The organism is Robiginitalea insularis (assembly GCF_052497835.1).
In genome coordinates, this window is record NZ_CP199296.1 from 76,035 (window position 1) to 93,435 (window position 17,401).

15 protein-coding genes are annotated in these 17,401 nt (G+C 47.6%); 12 read left to right on the plus strand and 3 right to left on the minus strand.

Annotation, left to right across the window (positions count from 1 at the left end; genetic code table 11):
• Window positions 1–59: 59 nt before the first annotated feature.
• Window positions 60–1,235: a GlmU family protein gene (locus ACT6NV_RS00400; RefSeq protein WP_445385309.1), complete on the minus strand. Its 1,176-nt coding sequence runs from the start codon at window positions 1,233–1,235 to the stop codon at window positions 60–62.
• 119 nt (window positions 1,236–1,354) lie between these two features.
• Window positions 1,355–1,612 (minus strand): type B 50S ribosomal protein L31, encoded by a 258-nt coding sequence (locus ACT6NV_RS00405; protein WP_445382479.1) that lies wholly within the window; start codon window positions 1,610–1,612, stop codon window positions 1,355–1,357.
• 161 nt (window positions 1,613–1,773) lie between these two features.
• On the opposite strand from ACT6NV_RS00405, the gene ACT6NV_RS00410 reads away from it, so the two are divergent.
• The 7 genes from ACT6NV_RS00410 (at window position 1,774) to ACT6NV_RS00440 (ending at window position 8,522) form a co-directional block, all read left to right on the plus strand.
• Window positions 1,774–2,301: a DUF4199 domain-containing protein gene (locus ACT6NV_RS00410; RefSeq protein WP_445385310.1), complete on the plus strand. Its 528-nt coding sequence runs from the start codon at window positions 1,774–1,776 to the stop codon at window positions 2,299–2,301.
• A gap of 38 nt (window positions 2,302–2,339) precedes the next feature.
• Window positions 2,340–3,314, plus strand: a complete 975-nt coding sequence (locus ACT6NV_RS00415) for a glycosyltransferase family 2 protein (protein WP_445385311.1) — start codon at window positions 2,340–2,342, stop codon at window positions 3,312–3,314.
• Window positions 3,315–3,347: 33 nt separating this feature from the next.
• Entirely contained in the window at window positions 3,348–5,057 is a 1,710-nt protein-coding gene (locus ACT6NV_RS00420; protein ID WP_445385312.1) for a phospho-sugar mutase, read from the plus strand.
• Window positions 5,057–6,880 carry an ABC transporter ATP-binding protein gene (locus ACT6NV_RS00425; RefSeq protein WP_445385313.1) on the plus strand — a complete coding sequence of 608 codons (1,824 nt, stop codon included), beginning with the start codon at window positions 5,057–5,059 and terminating at the stop codon, window positions 6,878–6,880. The genes ACT6NV_RS00420 and ACT6NV_RS00425 overlap by 1 nt, the downstream gene beginning before the upstream one ends.
• An 84-nt stretch (window positions 6,881–6,964) precedes the next feature.
• Window positions 6,965–7,516, plus strand: coding sequence for an RNA polymerase sigma factor (locus ACT6NV_RS00430; RefSeq protein WP_445385314.1), 552 nt, complete (start codon window positions 6,965–6,967; stop codon window positions 7,514–7,516).
• 51 nt (window positions 7,517–7,567) lie between these two features.
• On the plus strand, window positions 7,568–8,080 hold the full coding sequence (locus ACT6NV_RS00435) for a hypothetical protein (RefSeq protein WP_445385315.1): 513 nt from the start codon (window positions 7,568–7,570) through the stop codon (window positions 8,078–8,080).
• Entirely contained in the window at window positions 8,073–8,522 is a 450-nt protein-coding gene (locus tag ACT6NV_RS00440) for a hypothetical protein (RefSeq protein ID WP_445385316.1), read from the plus strand. The genes ACT6NV_RS00435 and ACT6NV_RS00440 overlap by 8 nt, the downstream gene beginning before the upstream one ends.
• Before the next feature lie 2 nt (window positions 8,523–8,524).
• On the opposite strand, the gene ACT6NV_RS00445 is transcribed toward ACT6NV_RS00440, so the two are convergent.
• Window positions 8,525–9,553 (minus strand): WD40/YVTN/BNR-like repeat-containing protein, encoded by a 1,029-nt coding sequence (locus tag ACT6NV_RS00445; protein ID WP_445385317.1) that lies wholly within the window; start codon window positions 9,551–9,553, stop codon window positions 8,525–8,527.
• Window positions 9,554–9,622: 69 nt separating this feature from the next.
• On the opposite strand from ACT6NV_RS00445, the gene ACT6NV_RS00450 reads away from it, so the two are divergent.
• The 5 genes from ACT6NV_RS00450 (at window position 9,623) to ACT6NV_RS00470 (ending at window position 17,382) form a co-directional block, all read left to right on the plus strand.
• Complete coding sequence (locus ACT6NV_RS00450) at window positions 9,623–10,840, plus strand: RsmB/NOP family class I SAM-dependent RNA methyltransferase (RefSeq protein WP_445385318.1); 1,218 nt, start codon at window positions 9,623–9,625, stop codon at window positions 10,838–10,840.
• A gap of 124 nt (window positions 10,841–10,964) precedes the next feature.
• Window positions 10,965–14,624: a phosphoribosylformylglycinamidine synthase gene (gene purL / locus ACT6NV_RS00455; RefSeq protein WP_445385319.1), complete on the plus strand. Its 3,660-nt coding sequence runs from the start codon at window positions 10,965–10,967 to the stop codon at window positions 14,622–14,624.
• A 70-nt stretch (window positions 14,625–14,694) separates the two neighbouring features.
• Window positions 14,695–15,126 (plus strand): SRPBCC family protein, encoded by a 432-nt coding sequence (locus tag ACT6NV_RS00460; protein WP_445385320.1) that lies wholly within the window; start codon window positions 14,695–14,697, stop codon window positions 15,124–15,126.
• A gap of 107 nt (window positions 15,127–15,233) precedes the next feature.
• Complete coding sequence (locus ACT6NV_RS00465) at window positions 15,234–16,901, plus strand: hypothetical protein (RefSeq protein ID WP_445385321.1); 1,668 nt, start codon at window positions 15,234–15,236, stop codon at window positions 16,899–16,901.
• A 202-nt stretch (window positions 16,902–17,103) separates the two neighbouring features.
• Window positions 17,104–17,382: a hypothetical protein gene (locus tag ACT6NV_RS00470; RefSeq protein ID WP_445385322.1), complete on the plus strand. Its 279-nt coding sequence runs from the start codon at window positions 17,104–17,106 to the stop codon at window positions 17,380–17,382.
• Window positions 17,383–17,401 lie beyond the last annotated feature (19 nt).

A 17,401-nucleotide genomic window follows, 5' to 3' on the forward strand; every position in this document is an offset into this window, starting at 1 on the left:
AAGATACTAATAATTAAATATACCTGAAGTATGCTAAGAGTCTGTAGGCAGCCCAAAAATCAGGTGCTCCGGTACTTTTCGGTTTGCTTATATATCGTTTCCAGCAGTCGGGCATCTGCCTCGGTAAAGGAAATACCCCGGCGGGACATAACAACCTGTGCAGCTTCAAATGCCTTCTGAAGCGGATAGGTCGCAAAACTGTTTCCCTTGCCCCAGCTAAAACTCGGAACAAAATTGCGGGGAAAGCCGGTAGCATAAATATTGCTGTTAACGCCAATAACCGTACCGGTGTTGAACATGGTATTGATTGCCGTTTTACTGTGGTCTCCCATTATCAGGCCGCAAAATTGAAGCCCGGTCGGATCAAACCGGCCGCTTTCATAATTCCACAATCGCACTTTGGCATAGTTGTTTTTCAGGTTGGAATTGTTGGTGTCTGCTCCCAGGTTGCACCACTGCCCCAATACGGAGTTGCCCAGGAAGCCATCATGGCCTTTGCTGGAATAACCAAAGATTACGGAATTATTGATCTCGCCTCCGGCTTTGCCATAGGGTCCAATGGTAGTACCCCCATATATTTTTGCACCCATCTTTACCACCCCGTGATCGCAGAGGGCAAAACTCCCGCGAATCATACAACCCTCCATAACAAGGGCTTCCCGGCCTATATAGATTGGTCCTTCACTCGCATTTAAAATACTGAATTCCACCGAGGCCCCGGGCTCTATAAAAATACGCTCGGGATGCAACACCCGGTTGGTCGCTGAGATCGGGGCTGATTTCCTTCCCTTGCACAACAATTCAAAATCTGCCTTTATAGCCATATCATTCAAACTGAAGATATCCCAGGTATTGCGAACCTGTAGCAGTTCACCGGAAAACGCTTTGCGCTGTAGTGAAGCGGGCTGCTCAAAACCGGTTGTGGCCGATGTCCGGCAGGCGATTAAAATTTCTTCCTTCCATAGAGCCTCGCCTGTCTTCAGGGCTCGTATTTGATCAAGTAATTCCGCAGATGGCAGGACCGATGCCTGAATCCAGAGATTATCCGCTCCTGTTTGCAGGGGAAATTTTTCCTCCAAATACTCTTCTGTCACGAAACTTGCTTTCAGGTTCAGGTGACGCTCCCATTTTTCTCTGATAGTCAGAATCCCAATACGGATGTTGGCCACAGGCCTGGTATAGGTAAGCGGCAATAAGGCATTCCTCCGGTTGCCATCGAACAAGATCAGGTGCATATCAGCGATTTTTAGTAAAAATACAAATACTCCTTCTTGTGCGTGCGAAAGAAATCGTCAAGAAACAAAAAAGGCAGTCAACCGGGGTTGCTGCCTTATATTGTATGGGTGAAAAAGAATTATTTCTTCTTCTTGAATTTGTCGTACTTGTTCTTGAATTTATCAATCCTACCGGCGGTATCCACCAATTTGGCTTTTCCGGTATAATAGGGATGAGAAGTTCTGGAGATCTCCAGTTTTACAAGGGGGTACTCCACACCATCCACTTCAAGTGTTTCCTTGGTCTCTGCAGTAGACTTGGTTATAAACACGTCCTCATTAGACATATCTTTGAAGGCTACTAATCTGTAATTATCGGGATGAATATCTTTTCTCATCTTCTGTACTACTATTTTTTCAGGCTGCAAATGTAATGAATTTTGTAAAAACTACAAGATGCCTTTTTATATTTTTGAAATTATTATTTGTAACTTTCAAGTGTAACAAATCCGCTGGATTTGTTACTAAACCTATGACTAAATTAAAAACCAACTAAATTATGGAAACCCAAGAACCAAAAACTTCCAAGTACGCCATCAGGTTTGGCTTAATCCTCGGAGGAATCAGCGTTGTATTCGGGATCATGCTTTATTCCCTGGACATGCAGTATGAACAGGGTTGGCAAATAGGTCTGGTTAACATTATTATTATGATAGCCGTAATTATTATGGCAATCATAGCTTTCCGGAAAGACAACAGTGGCCTGCTGTCCCTGGGACAGGCCCTCAAAGTTGGGATTGGGGCCGCACTAATCGCAGGAATTATCGGAATTATTTATCAAATGGTATTGATGAATGTTCTGGACCCGGATTTTATGGCCAATATGATGGAGATCCGCAAAGGGGAGATGATCGCTCAGAACCCGAATATGACACAGGATGAGATAAACGCAGCATCTGAAATGATGCAAAGGTTTTCTGGCCCGGGCATAACTATTGCTTTCGGTCTGATCGGAAGCCTGTTCTTTGGATTCATTTTCTCCCTTATCGGAGGGTTGATTCTGAAGCGTTCCGAGGTCAATTCCTAAATTAAAATACTATTTTTGGGGGGAATTAAGCGTATTAAATGAAACTCTCCATTGTAATTCCCTTACTGAACGAAGAAGAATCCCTGGAGGAACTTTATCATTGGATTGCATCTGTGATGCAATCCAATGATTTTGTTTACGAGCTTATCTTTATAGACGACGGCAGTACAGATAACAGCTGGAAGGTCATAGAATCCCTTGCTTCCGGGGACACTTCGGTAAAAGGTATTCGCTTCCTGAAAAATTTCGGCAAGTCTCAGGCACTGCACGCTGGCTTCAAAGCAGCAGGCGGCGATGTAGTAATAACCATGGATGCCGATCTCCAGGACAATCCTGAAGAGATTCCGGCAATGGTCAATCGTATACGGGAAGACGGCTATGATATGGTCTCCGGATGGAAGAAAAAACGCTACGATTCGGTTTTGATGAAGAACCTGCCCTCAAAGTTATTCAACTGGGCGGCCAGGAAAACCTCCGGAGTGCGCCTGCATGATTTTAATTGCGGACTAAAGGCTTTTCGAAAAGAAGTGATTAAAAACATTGAGGTTTCCGGGGAAATGCATCGCTACATCCCGGTTTTGGCCAAAAATGCAGGCTTTTCAAAAATCGGGGAACAGATTGTGCAGCACCAGGCCCGGAAATACGGTAAAACTAAATTTGGAGCCGAACGATTTATCAATGGCTTTCTGGACCTGATCACCATTTGGTTCGTTTCCAAGTTCGGGAAAAGACCTATGCACCTTTTCGGTGCCCTGGGGGTGCTTATGTTTATCATCGGTTCTGCTTTTACGCTTTATTTGGGGATTGACAAACTCTTTTTAAATCCCTTTGGGCGGCTGCTAACGGAACGCCCGCAATTTTTTGTAGCCCTGACCTCCATGATCATCGGAACACAATTCTTTCTGGCCGGTTTCCTGGGAGAAATCCTGGTCCGCTCGCGCAAGCAGGAAGGACGCTACAGCATATCCGGAGAAATAAACCTGCACAAAACCGAGAAGGAATATTCTTCGTAATTTTAACTCACTAAACATAACGCCAACCCATCTATGGACCCAATTCTGGCCAAAGCAAAAAGCTGGTTAACTGATTTCTTCGATCCTAAGGTTAAAGCTGAAATTCAGGAGTTAATAAACAAAAACCCCGAAGAGCTGAAAGACCGTTTTTATAAAAACCTGGAATTCGGTACCGGGGGAATGCGCGGAGTCATGGGGGCTGGCACCAACCGGATCAATAAATACACCCTCGGGAAGAGCACACAGGGATTGAGTCAGTACCTCCACAAAAGATACTCGGACGAAAAGATAAAAGTGGTGATCGCTTATGACTGCCGCCACAACAGCCAATCCCTGGCAAGGGTTGTGGCAGAGGTATTCTCGGCAAACGATATTCAGGTGTACCTTTTTTCCGAACTCCGGACTACCCCTGAGCTTTCTTTTGCCGTCAGGCATTTGTCCTGCCATGCAGGGGTGGTCCTTACTGCCTCACATAACCCTCCCGAATACAATGGATATAAGGTTTATTGGACGGACGGGGGTCAAATTGTTCCGCCGGAGGACAAAGAAATAATAGCTGAGATTAACAGCCTTCAGTTTGAAGATGTCCGCTTTAAACCAAAACCGGAACTGATACAAACCATAGATACGGCAGTTGATGAAGCCTTTATCAATGCTTCTGTGGCCAACGGGAGTTTTGAGGCAGCCGGAAAAGAAAATTTCTCAATAGTCTTTACCAGCCTGCACGGGACCTCCATAACCGCAATCCCTGAAGTTTTAAAACGTGCCGGTTACCCCCTGGTGACTATCATTGAAGAACAGGCAACACCCGACGGGGATTTCCCAACCGTGGAATCCCCCAATCCTGAAGAACCCGAGGCCCTTGAAATGGCTTTGAAAAAAGGAGAGGCCATAGGGGCAGATATGGTAGTGGGTACCGATCCGGATAGCGATCGCCTGGGGATAGCAGTCCGCAACAGCGAGGGCAAACTGCAACTCCTGAACGGGAACCAGACCATGATCCTGATGACTCGTTTCCTCCTGGACCAGCAGCGCAAAAAAGGCTTTAAGGGCAATGAATTTATCGCGAGCACTATTGTTTCCACCCCCATGATGCAATCTATGGCAGACGCCTATGGGGTTGAATGCAAGACTTCGCTTACAGGCTTCAAGTGGATTGCCAAGATGATCAAGGATTTTCCAAAGCAACATTTTGTAGGAGGAGGGGAAGAAAGCTATGGCTATATGGTAGGGGATTTTGTCCGGGACAAGGATGCCGTTACCGCTACCCTGCTCGCCTGTGAAATTGCTGCTCAGGCAAAAGCCGAAGGCAGTAGTTTTTATGAACAATTGATTCAGTGTTACAAAGATTTTGGCTGTTACCGCGAACGCCTGGTTTCATTGACCAAAAAAGGGATGGACGGAGCGCAGGAAATCAAAAATATGATGCGTGAATTCCGGGAGAACCCGCCGGCATCACTGGACGGATCTAAAGTTATTCGCATGGATGACTATAACGAGTCGCTAAGCCGGGACCTGGAAAATAACAGCCACTCCCCTATCCAACTCCCTAAATCCAATGTGCTGATATATACCACTGCAGACGGAACGCGCCTGGCAGCGCGCCCCAGCGGGACCGAACCCAAAATTAAGTTCTATATCAGCACCAATACCCAGCTACAGGAGCTGGAATCCTATACAAAGGTAAATGCCAGTTTGGAGGCCAAAATAGACCGCATACTGGATGAACTCAAACTCAGCTAATGAGATACTTTAAAAAAATCCTCCGTTTTGCCCTCCCATACAGGCGATACGGATTCCTGAATATATTTTTCAATATCCTTTACGCACTGTTCAGTGCGCTTTCTTTTGCCGCCCTGATCCCCATGCTGGACGTTTTATTCCAGCAGAATGAACCCGTTACCAGTCCTCCGGTATATGAAGGGATCGGCAGTTTGCAGGCTTACCTGAAACAGTCGCTTTACTATCAGGTCAGTGAGGTGGCCGGGGATGATAAAATGATGGCACTGGTCTGGGTAATCGGGCTGGTATTGATCTTGTTTTTCTTAAAAAACATATTCAATTACCTCGCCATGTATTTCATTACCTTTTTAAGGAATGGGGTTTTAAAGGACCTCAGGAATGCCATGTACGAAAAAATAGTGACGCTTCCGGTCTCCTTTTACTCAGAAAAGAAAAAAGGAGATGTTATCGCGCGAATAACCTCTGATGTCCTGGAAATACAGCATTCGTTCCTATCCATCCTGGAACTGATTATACGCGAACCCCTGACTATCCTTTTTACCATTGCGGTTATGTTTTTTATCAGTGTGAAGCTTACACTGTTTGTCTTTATATTCATTCCCCTGGCTGGTTTAATCATCTCAAGAATCGGCAAATCCCTGAAACGAAAAAGCGACAGGGTGCAGGAGGAACAGGGTGCCTTCCTGTCCATTGTGGAAGAGACCCTGGGGGGGCTGCGGGTTATCAAGGCCTTTAATGCAGAATCCCGTTTCAGGAAGGTATTCGAAACCTCAACCACCCGATTTTTTCATTTCTCGAATAGTTTGCTCAACCGACAGAACCTGGCATCGCCTACGGGAGAATTCCTGGGAATACTCGTAATAGGGGTGCTATTATGGTTCGGGGGGAAGATGGTCCTTGTTGAAGAAAGCCTGGATGCTGCCTCCTTCATTGCCTACATGGGTTTGGCCTATAACATCCTAACCCCCGCCAAGGCGATCAGCAAGGCTTCCTACGGGGTGCGCAAGGGAAATGCTGCCGCCGAACGTGTGCTGCACATCCTGGAAACGGAAAACCCTTTAAAAGATCCGGAAGACGGCAGGGAAATCAATGAATTCAGGGAGTCCATATCTTTATCAGAAGTCTGTTTCAGCTATGAGGCTGAGCAGGTTCTGGACCATTTCAGCCTGACGGTAAAAAAAGGGCAGACCGTGGCCCTGGTCGGGCAATCGGGCAGTGGAAAAAGCACCATCGCGAATCTGGTAACCCGTTTTTACGATGTGAATTCCGGCAGTATTCAGATTGATGGCACAGACATCCGATCAGTCAGCAAGGCCTCTCTCCGTCAACTGATGGGCCTGGTTACCCAGGACTCCATTCTATTTAACGATACTGTCCGGAATAATATCCTGCTTGGAAAAGAGGGGGCGAGCCAGGAAGAAGTTGAAGAAGCAGCCAGGATTGCCAATGCGCACGATTTTATCATGCAGCTTCCCAGGGGTTACGACACCAACATCGGAGATAGCGGTAATAAGTTGAGCGGCGGGCAGAAACAGCGCTTGTCAATAGCCCGTGCCGTACTTAAAAACCCTCCAATTATGATATTGGATGAAGCGACCTCTGCCCTGGACACAGAGAGTGAAAGACTGGTACAGGACGCCCTGGAGAAAATGATGCAGAACAGGACCTCCCTGGTCATTGCCCACCGGTTGAGTACCATACAGAATGCGGATTTGATTGTGGTCCTTCAGAAAGGTAAGATTGTTGAACAGGGGACCCATCAGGAACTGATTAACCGGAAAGGAATCTACCACAAACTGGTAAATATGCAACAACTGGCATAAAAATGAGAACCGGCAAAAAGGAGGTGTTGGACCACTCATTTAAACCTTTTCGCAATCTTTCTGTCTAAAACGTAATTCGCGTATATGTCTTCAGAAACGATTTTGGTCAGCCAATTACAGGACAGGCACTCCAAGGAAGCAGCCTTTCGTTCTCTGGTAGCCCAATACCAGGAACGCTTGTACTGGCATATTCGCAGAATGGTCCTGTGCCATGAAGATGCAGACGACGTATTGCAAAATACCTTTATCAAGGTTTTCAAGAATATTGATCAATTCAAAGGGGAGAGTAAATTATATTCATGGATGTACCGGATTGCCACCAACGAGGCGCTGAGTTTTATGAAGAAAAGATCGAAAATCCAGGGGGTGAGTGATGCCGAAATCGGACAGCTCATGGTAGACCAGCTGGAGGCTGACCCTTATTTTGACGGGGAAGCAGCACAGCTGCAACTGCAGCGGGCCCTGGCGACGCTGCCCGAGAAACAACGGCTGGTCTTCAATATGAAATATTTTGAAGAAATGAAATACGATGAGATTTCGGAGGTACTCGAAACCTCTGTTGGAGCCCTGAAGGCATCGTACCACCTGGCTGTAAAAAAAATAGAGAGTTATTTAAAAAAGAAACCTTTGGAATAAATTCTGACAGGGGGTATTAAACCTTTTGCAAGAAAAAGTATCTAATAAGAGATGAAACCGACATCTAAACATAAGGGCTTTAATGTGCCGGAGGGTTATTTTGACGCTCTGACAGACCGGGTATTGGAACAGGTCAAAAAAGAGCATATCCCTAAAACAACTGAAGATCAGGGTTTTAAATTGCCAGAAGGGTATTTTGAAAACTTTGGTCAGCGATTGGAAAGCAGGATGCACCGGCCCGAAGGAAAGGTCCGCAGGCTTTGGGGACCCCGAATGGCACTGGCCATGTCTGCCGCGGCAGCTATAGTGTTGATGCTGGTTTACTATCCTTTCAAAGCGGATCAAGGATTGCAATTTGATGATCTCGGCAAAAGCGAGATACAGGCCTATTTGGAATCTGAAGAAATGGATATGAGCACCTTTGAACTGGCAGAAGTCCTTCCCCTGGACGGAATCGGAATGGACGATGTACTGGAGGCAGGGCCTAAAGAAGAACAAATTCTGGACTATCTGGATGACAATATGGAAGGTCTGGATGAAATATACTGGGAAACAGATGAGTAAGATATACCTACAATGGGTTCTGGTTATCCCGTTTGTGCTTTTTAGCATGATGGGTCATACTCAGGACAAGCCGAACCAGCAGAAGATAAAAGCATTAAAAATTGCTTTTTTTACAGAACGACTGGAACTAAGCCCCGAGGAAGCTTCGGTTTTTTGGCCTATTTACAATAAATACGAGCAGGAAAAAGAACGCTTGAGAAATTTGGAAATCAAGGAAGTCCGAAACCGGATTGCCGCCGCAAATTCCTTTTCAGAAAGCCAGGCAAAACAAATCCTGAACCGGTATATCGCCATCGAGGAAGAACAGGAAGAGCTGGACAAAAATTTTTACCGGGAAATGGCCGCTTCGCTTTCGGCCTCCAAAACGCTTCAATTATTCCGGGCAGAACACGAATTCAGGCGTCGCCTCTTAAAGGAATTCCGTAAACGGCAGGGGGATTAATCTTATCGAAAGGTAAGCTTTGCTATCCTTCCTTTTCCGGAGGCATAGGCCACTGAATCATTTATAAAGCGGATACTGTAAAAGGATTCCTCTGAGAGCTGGACCCAACTGCTTCCCTGGTCGGCCGAATAGACCACTCCTGTAAAACCTACAGCAGCCAGGTCCATTCCACTGGAGCCGGGTATGAATTGCACGCAACTCTTGTATCCCGGATCTGCCCCATCCCCTACTAGTTCCCACTGCCTGCCACCATCGCGGCTGAGGGCTTTGTTAGCTCTGTTGATTTCGGGCTCCGTATAATCACCTCCTATTGCAAAACCCAGTTTTTCGTCATGAAAATCAATACTGTAAATGCCCTGGGTTTGTAAACTGTTTACGATGGGGGACTGAAAAACTTCCCAGGTGCTTCCCAAGTCCGGGGAATAATAGATTCTCCCGGCAGTAGTCCCTATCCAACAATGCGTACCAAATAGGGCCACATTGGTGTCGCTGGCCGCAAAGGCACCTTCTCCTTCCAAGGCCGGCGGAAGGGACTCACAGGGTAATTTCTTCCAGCTGCTGCCCCCGTCACGGGTAAGCAATACGCTTAGGCAACCGCTAAGGGCATCGCCAACCACTATCCCATATGTATCATCCCAGAAAGCCATGGAATCGTAAAAAACCCCAGGGCCACTCTCGGTATAAACCAGTTCCATCTGACCGCGGTCTCCCGTTTTAAAAAGCAAGGCCGGATCTCCGGCGGAGAGCATGAAAAAATCAGTATTTGTATGCCCCACAGCGCGGAAATCGGGAAAAAGGCCCTGATATTGCTGCCTGGATACCCGTACCCGGTCTGTTCCGGTTTCAACATTCCCGAAAACACCTCCGCTTCCGGCAAAAGCAACCACACCGGGCATTACTTCCAGGGCACGGATGGAGACACTGTCTTCAAAAACCGTTTTGATTTCAACCGATGAAAAACGATGGGAAGGATTTTTTTCTTCACAGGAACAGGCAATTAACAGGCCTGCCAGGAATAGTACTTTTTTCATTGGTTTCTTTTTCCCTAAAGATACTTTTATTCTCCTCAAAATGATACCTTTGACGCCCAATTCAATTCGATGCGATTTCATAGAAACCTCGTGTACGCCGTAGTGGACGGTATGGACCAGATCTTCAACCAGGACGAGTATGCAGATAAGGTAGTGGAGCGCCTGCTCAAAAGGGATAAGCGCTGGGGCAGTCGTGACCGCGGATTTATAGCGGAAACCCTTTATGATATTGTGCGCTGGAAACGCCTCTATAGCGAAATCGCGGAGGTTAAGCCTCCTTATAGCAGGACAGATTGTTTTCGGCTGTTTGCCGTCTGGTCCGTACTCCGGGGCCATCCCCTGCCCGACTGGAAAGAATTTGTACAGGTGCCCGAACGCCGTATTAAGGGGCGGTTTGATGAGCTGAGTAAAATCAGGAAATTCAGGGAATCAGTACCAGACTGGATAGATAAACTGATGTCGGAACAGCTGGGGGAAGCCAAATGGGAAAAGGAAATTCACGCTTTAAACGAGCCTGCCCCGGTCATTTTAAGAGCCAATGCACTGCTTAACAGCAGGGAAGAATTGGCAGAATCCCTGGCTGCAGAAGGGATTAAATGTCGCTTTATAGCAGCCTGCCCGGATGCCCTGGAGCTGGAGGAACGAGCAAATGTCTTTACCACTGAGGCCTTTAAAAAGGGTTCTTTTGAGGTTCAGGATGCAGCCTCCCAACTGGTGGGGCCGTTTCTGGAGGCAGCCCCGGGCATGCGTATTATTGACGCTTGTGCAGGAGCCGGTGGCAAAACGCTGCACCTGGCCGCCCTGATGCAAAATAAAGGGCAATTGCTGGCCCTGGATATCTATCCCAATAAATTAAAAGAACTTAAAAGAAGGGCTTCACGGGCAAAGGCTTTCAATATTGAGACCCGGCCCATCACCTCTGCAAAGACCATAAAACGTCTGGAACGATCGGCCGACCGGGTATTGATTGATGCCCCCTGTACCGGTTTGGGGGTGCTGCGCCGGAATCCGGATGCAAAATGGAAATTAAAGGAGGGCTTTGTAAATGAAGTCTGCGGCCTGCAACAGTCATTGCTTTCTGATTACAGCAAAATGGTAAAACCCGGCGGGAAGCTGGTCTACGCCACCTGTTCCATCCTTCCGCTCGAAAACCAACTGCAGGTCTCGGAATTTCTGAAGTCCGAAGCCGGCCTTGAATTTACACTGGAAGAAGAGCGCACTATCTCTGTATCGGAAACCGGTTTTGACGGTTTCTATATGGCCCGTCTCAGTCGAAAAGCGCTTTAAGGCCATTTAAAAGGTATTTTGAGATTAATCAACAAAAACCAGCAAGGCTGTTGATTAATATCTCGCGGAATTTCAGCGATAAAATGGTACCTTTGAGGCTTTTAATTCACTTAACAGGCTTTTCATGATTCATTTCTTCGGAGATCCGCAAAAAACCGTTTATGCCCTGGATAGCGGAGGGGATCTAGACCCGGAAACCATTGCAAAACTTTCCTGGCTCTTTGGAAATCAACCCATGCTGCAGGGGGCGTCCGTAGACGCCTTTTTTGTTGGCCCGCGTTCGGCCATGATTACTCCCTGGAGTACCAATGCCACGGAAATTACCCAGAACATGGGGATCAGCGGGATCAATCGTATTGAACGATTTCAGGCTGCGGAAAAGGATGCTCAGGACTATGACCCTATGCTCTACCAGAAATACGAGAGCCTTACCCAGGATATCTTTACCATTGAGCATGAGCCAGAGGCCATCCGTGAAATACATGATATAGCTGCATACAACCGCGAAGAAGGCCTTGCCCTGAGTGATGAGGAGATTGCTTACCTGCAGGAGTTGAGCCAGCGGCTGCAGCGGCCCTTAACCGATTCTGAAGTATTTGGGTTCAGCCAGGTAAATTCTGAGCATTGCCGCCACAAGATCTTTAACGGCACGTTTATTATCGATCATCTGGAAATGCCGGAATCTCTTTTTAAACTCATCAAAAAAACATCGGTTGAACATCCTAATGATATCGTTTCTGCCTATAAAGACAATGTTGCCTTTGTAAAAGGCCCTGAAGTGGTACAATTTGCCCCGCGAACGGCAGATCGGCCCGATTTTTATGAGGAGCAGCCTTTTGAATCAGTACTTTCCCTTAAGGCTGAAACACATAATTTCCCTACTACTGTGGAGCCGTTCAATGGAGCGGCCACCGGATCGGGAGGGGAGATCAGAGACCGTCTGGCGGGTGGAAAAGGCGCCCTGCCGCTGGCGGGAACAGCCGTCTATATGACCGCTTACTCCCGGCTTGAAAAAAACCGGCCCTGGGAAAATAACATGGAGGAACGCAAATGGCTCTATCAAACCCCCATCGATATCCTTATAAAGGCCTCTAACGGGGCTTCGGACTTTGGGAATAAATTTGGACAGCCGCTTATAAGTGGTTCCGTGCTAACTTTTGAGCACAGGGAAGCTGATCGTTACCTTGGCTACGATAAGGTAATAATGCTGGCAGGGGGTATTGGTTACGGAAAGGCTAACCAGGCCCTGAAAGACAAACCCTCTAAAGGAGACCGCATTGTGGTGATGGGCGGGGATAATTACCGTATCGGGATGGGTGGTGCAGCTGTTTCCAGTGCGGATACGGGCGAATTCAGTTCTGCCATCGAACTCAATGCCGTGCAGCGATCCAACCCCGAAATGCAGAAAAGGGCAGCCAATGCTATCCGTGGCCTGGTAGAAGGCGGGCACAACCCGGTTGTTTCCATTCATGACCATGGAGCAGGAGGCCATTTGAACTGCCTCTCAGAGTTGGTTGAGGAAACCGGTGGACGCATTGATCTGGATAAGCTGCCGGTTGGCGACCCCACCCTCTCTGCCAAAGAACTTATAGGGAACGAATCCCAGGAAAGGATGGGCCTGGTAATGGCGCCAAAAGATATGGACCTGCTAAAAAGGATAGCCGCCCGGGAACGCGCCCCCTTATACGATGTGGGCGAGGTTACCGGAGACAACCGTTTTACAATAGCTTCCGCCACCGAAAAACCAATGGACCTGGCACTTGCTGACATGTTCGGCAGTTCTCCCAAGACCATTATGGAGGATAGCAGGATTGAGCGGTCTTACCAGGAATTAGAATATAATCTGGAAGCCTTCCATCAGTATCTGGATCAGGTGCTGCAGTTGGAGGCCGTTGCCTGTAAAGACTGGCTCACCAACAAGGTAGACCGCTGCGTGGGGGGGCGGGTGGCCAAACAGCAATGTGCCGGACCCCTGCAACTACCCCTGAATAATTGTGGGGTAATGGCCCTAGATTTCAAGGGAAAAGAAGGGATGGCCACCTCCCTGGGGCATTCGCCTGTCTCCGCCTTAATTGATCCGCGGGCCGGTAGTCAGAACAGTATTGCCGAGGCGCTAACCAATCTGGTCTGGGCTCCTTTAAAAAAGGGTATCAAATCCGTATCGCTTTCGGCCAACTGGATGTGGCCCTGTAACAACCCGGGAGAAGATGCCCGCCTGTATGAGGCTGTTGCTGCTGCCTCTGAGTTTGCCATTGCCCTGGGGATCAATATTCCAACCGGCAAGGATTCCCTCTCCATGAAACAGAAGTACCCGGATAAGGAAGTCCTTGCTCCGGGGACCGTCATCATTTCGGCAGCCGGACATTGCAAGGATATAAAAAAGGTGGTAGAACCTGTTTTTAAGAAAAAAGGTGGGCCTATCTATTACCTGAACCTTTCCGGTGATGCTTTTAAACTGGGCGGTTCCTCTTTTGCACAGGTTCTTGGCAGCATTGGAAATGAGGCCCCGCATATTACAGACGCTGCCTATTTTGCCAAAGCTTTTAATACCATTCAGAGGCTGATTGAAAATGGTGACATTCTCGCCGGGCATGATATTGCCTCGGGAGGACTTATCACCACCTTGCTTGAAATGTGCTTTGCCGATACAGACCTGGGGGCCGACCTGGACCTGACTGCCCTGGGGGAGGAAGACCTTCTGAAGGTGTTATTCGCCGAAAATGCAGGGGTAGTGATCCAGGCCCGCAATACCAAAGTGGAAGCTTTCCTGGAAAAAGCTGGGGTGGCTTTCTGCAGGATTGGTACCGTAACGGAAGGAAAAAGTATACAGCTGAAAAATTATCGGCTGACCATGGAACTGGATGTCCCAAAACTGCGGGATTGCTGGTATAAAACCTCTTATTTGCTGGACCGCCGGCAAACGGCAGGAGATCTGGCAAAGGTCCGTTTTGAGCAATACAAAAAACAACCGCTTTCTTTTGCGTTCCCCAAAAAATTTAAGGGTCGCCTGCCTGAGGGTAGCACAAAGGCCTCAGAACGACCAAAGGCAGCCATATTAAGGGAAAAAGGAAGCAATTCGGAGCGGGAAATGGCCCATGCGATGTACCTGGCCGGTTTCGATGTAAAGGATGTACACATGACCGACCTGATCTCAGGGCGCGAAACCCTTGAGGATATTCGGTTTATAGGGGCCGTGGGCGGTTTCTCCAATTCCGATGTACTGGGGAGTGCCAAAGGCTGGGCAGGGGCATTCAAGTATAACGAGAAGGCCCGAAAAGCCCTGGACCGCTTTTTTAACCGTCCCGATACGCTTTCTGTAGGCATCTGCAATGGCTGCCAGCTTTTTATGGAGTTGGAACTCATACATCCCGATCACGACAACCACGGGAAAATGACCTATAACGATTCCCGGAAACACGAAAGCAGTTTTACCTCCGTAACCATTGGGAAAAACCACTCGGTAATGTTATCTGATCTGGAAGGGGCCACCCTCGGGGTCTGGATTTCACATGGGGAGGGGAAATTCAGCTTGCCATACGAGGCGGGCAGGTACAATATCGTTGCTACTTACGGATATAAGGCCTACCCTTCCAATCCGAATGGCAGCGACTATAATACCGCCATGCTTTGTGATGACAGCGGCAGGCACCTGGTTACCATGCCACACATAGAACGCTCTGTTTTCCCGTGGAACTGGGCCTGTTACCCGGAGGATCGTGACGATGCCGTTTCACCCTGGCTTCAGGCCTTTGTAAATGCACGGAAATGGATTGAGTCACATTAAGACCTGACGGAGAATATCCTGAAAAGACGAGTGAATGAGCTATTTTACGAGCTTTGATTAAACAACTTCTGTGAAAACAACCGAGGATCCGGTAGTGCTTGAGGCGGATTTTAATCATCCCCTCCCAAGGCTATGGAAAGCCCTGACAGACCGGGAAGAAATGGTTCAGTGGTTTTTTGAAAATATCCCGGAATTTAAGGCGCAAAAGGGGTTTAAAACCAGGTTTTCAGTCCTTTCAGGGGGTCGGACTTTCGAGCATATCTGGCATATCAGTGAAGTTGTCCCTTTAGAGAAAATCGTTTATGACTGGTCGTATAGCGGTTATCCGGGACAGTCACAGGTTCTGTTTGAAATATCAGGAGATGCTGCTTCTTCCCGGCTGAAACTCACCCATTCTGTACTTGAAGATTTTCCTGATGCCATCCCCGAGTTTCAGCGGAAGAGCTGTCTGCAGGGATGGGAATATTTTATTGGAGACCGGCTTAAAGCCTTCCTGGGGTAAATCTCCGGCTAAAAGTCCGCTAATTACTTCGATCATTTTTGTTTAACTTCCGGGAAAGAATTAAGCCGCTAAACTTCCAAATCGGCAATAACCCTTTTAATAGCCCTATGAATAAACCTGTAATAATCCTTCTGATGTGCATCTGCTTTATCGGATGCTCGGAACCCAATGCAAAAAAGGCTGACACCCAGGATACTTTTGAAACCGATGAATACAAGGACCTGGTCCTTCTTTTTCAGGACTGGCGTCAATTTGAAAACCCGCCTCTCTTTGAGGGAGCCCCCGATTACCGTCAGCAGACTTTCGATAAAAGACGCCCGGAATTTCAAGCCTTGCGCAGCAGGCTGCAGCAAATAGACACTGCCAACTGGGATATTCCACAACAGGTAGACTGGATGATCGTATGGGCAGAAATGAACGGATACGATTTTAATGAGCGAATCCTGAAACCCTGGCAAAGGGATCCCGCTTTTTATAAATCCGTCTGGACAGCTCGAAGCGATGTTCCTGCGCACGAAGGCCCCACAAACCACGGAACCACGGAATTGTGGACGTACCAGTTTCCATTGACCCCTGAAGAAAAAACAAGATTGGAGGCAGACCTTAAGCGAATTCCTGCTTTAAACCGTCAGGCACAAACCAACCTGGTTGGCAATGCAAAAGAGTTATGGGTTGCCGGAATACGGGATATTAAAGAACAGAGCGAGGTATTATCATCCCTGGCAAATGATCCGCATATCTCTGAAGACCCCGAACTTAGCCGTCTCGTGGCTGAAGCAAAAACCGCCACGGACGAACTGGTTTCCTGGTTACAGGCAGAAGCCGGCAACAAAACAGGCCCCTCTGGCATCGGAAAAGAAAACTATAGCTGGTATCTGCAAAATGTACATCTGGTTCCTCTTAGCTGGGAAGACGAGGTACTGCTACTGAAGCGGGAACTGGCAAGAGCCTGGACCGCGCTGAAATTTGAGGAACACAAAAACCGGGATCTTGCCGAGCTGGAAGATGCCAACTCTGTGGAAGCCTATAATGCGATGGCAGACAGGGCTGCCAGCAGTCTTATTTCCTTTTTGCAAGAGCAGCAGATCGTTACCGTAAAACCCTATTTTGAACCTGCCTTGAGGGAACATCTGGGGAGTTATATTCCCAGGGAGAAGCGCAATTTTTTTGTAATCGGGGAGCATCTGGATCCCAGGCCCTTATACTCGCATTTTTACCATTGGTTTGAACTGGCCCGTATGGATACCGAACCGAATCAGAGTGAGATAAGAAGGGGCCCTTTACTCTATAATATATTTGATTCCCGCAATGAGGGTACGGCAACCGCTGTGGAGGAGATGTTCCTGCAGGCCGGTTTGTATGAAGACAGTCCCCGAAGCCGGGAAATAGTATATATCATGATCGCGCAGCGGGCGGCCAGGGGCCTGGGCTCCCTTTATGCCCACGCCAACCTGATGAGTATGGAAGAAGCCGGAGGGATACATTCGGAATATACGCCCAGGGGTTGGATGAAAACCGAAAAGGAATTGTTACTCTTTGAGCAGCACCTCTATATGCGGCAACCCGGATATGGCAGCAGTTATATCAGCGGGAAATATTTGCTTGAAAATGCTTTGGCAGATTATGCCCTGCAGCTTGAAAATTCCGGAGAGCCGTTTGTTCCCAAAAACTTTTTCGATCAGCTGAATAAAATAGGCAATATTCCGGTTAGTCTTGCCCAATGGGAGTTGACGGGATCTAAAAAAGCCTTATCCCCAATCATTTCTCAAAAATAATCCACTGGCCTCTTGTAAAAAACCAATTGCTCAGGCCGCGATCCAAAAAAGACTAATCCACTTCAATCATCAGGTTTTTACGAAAGATTGATTTTTATTGAAATATGTAAGACCCTGACTAAAAGCTTTTATGGAACGTGAGAATATCGTAAATTTATAGAAGCTGGGTACACTATATCGGCCAGCATAACGGATTTATTCCATGATTGAAAAACTAATTGCATTTTTTAAAAAGGACCGCAGCGAAAACGCCGGGAAAAGCCCGGAAGGAGTTTGTCCGAATTGCTGGGGGAAGCAGGAATACGATCAGCAGATCCGGGAACTCTATAAGGATAAGCAGATCGACGTCAACAATCATATGGCTCACTACTCTTTTATAAAGGATTTCGTAATAAAGCATATTGACGGGATACGGCTGAAAAAAGGAAGCAATAGCCTGGAATGTCCTACCTGCAAGGTTAAGTTTGACAAGCAGTCCTAGTCCCTGTCCATTTCCTTTG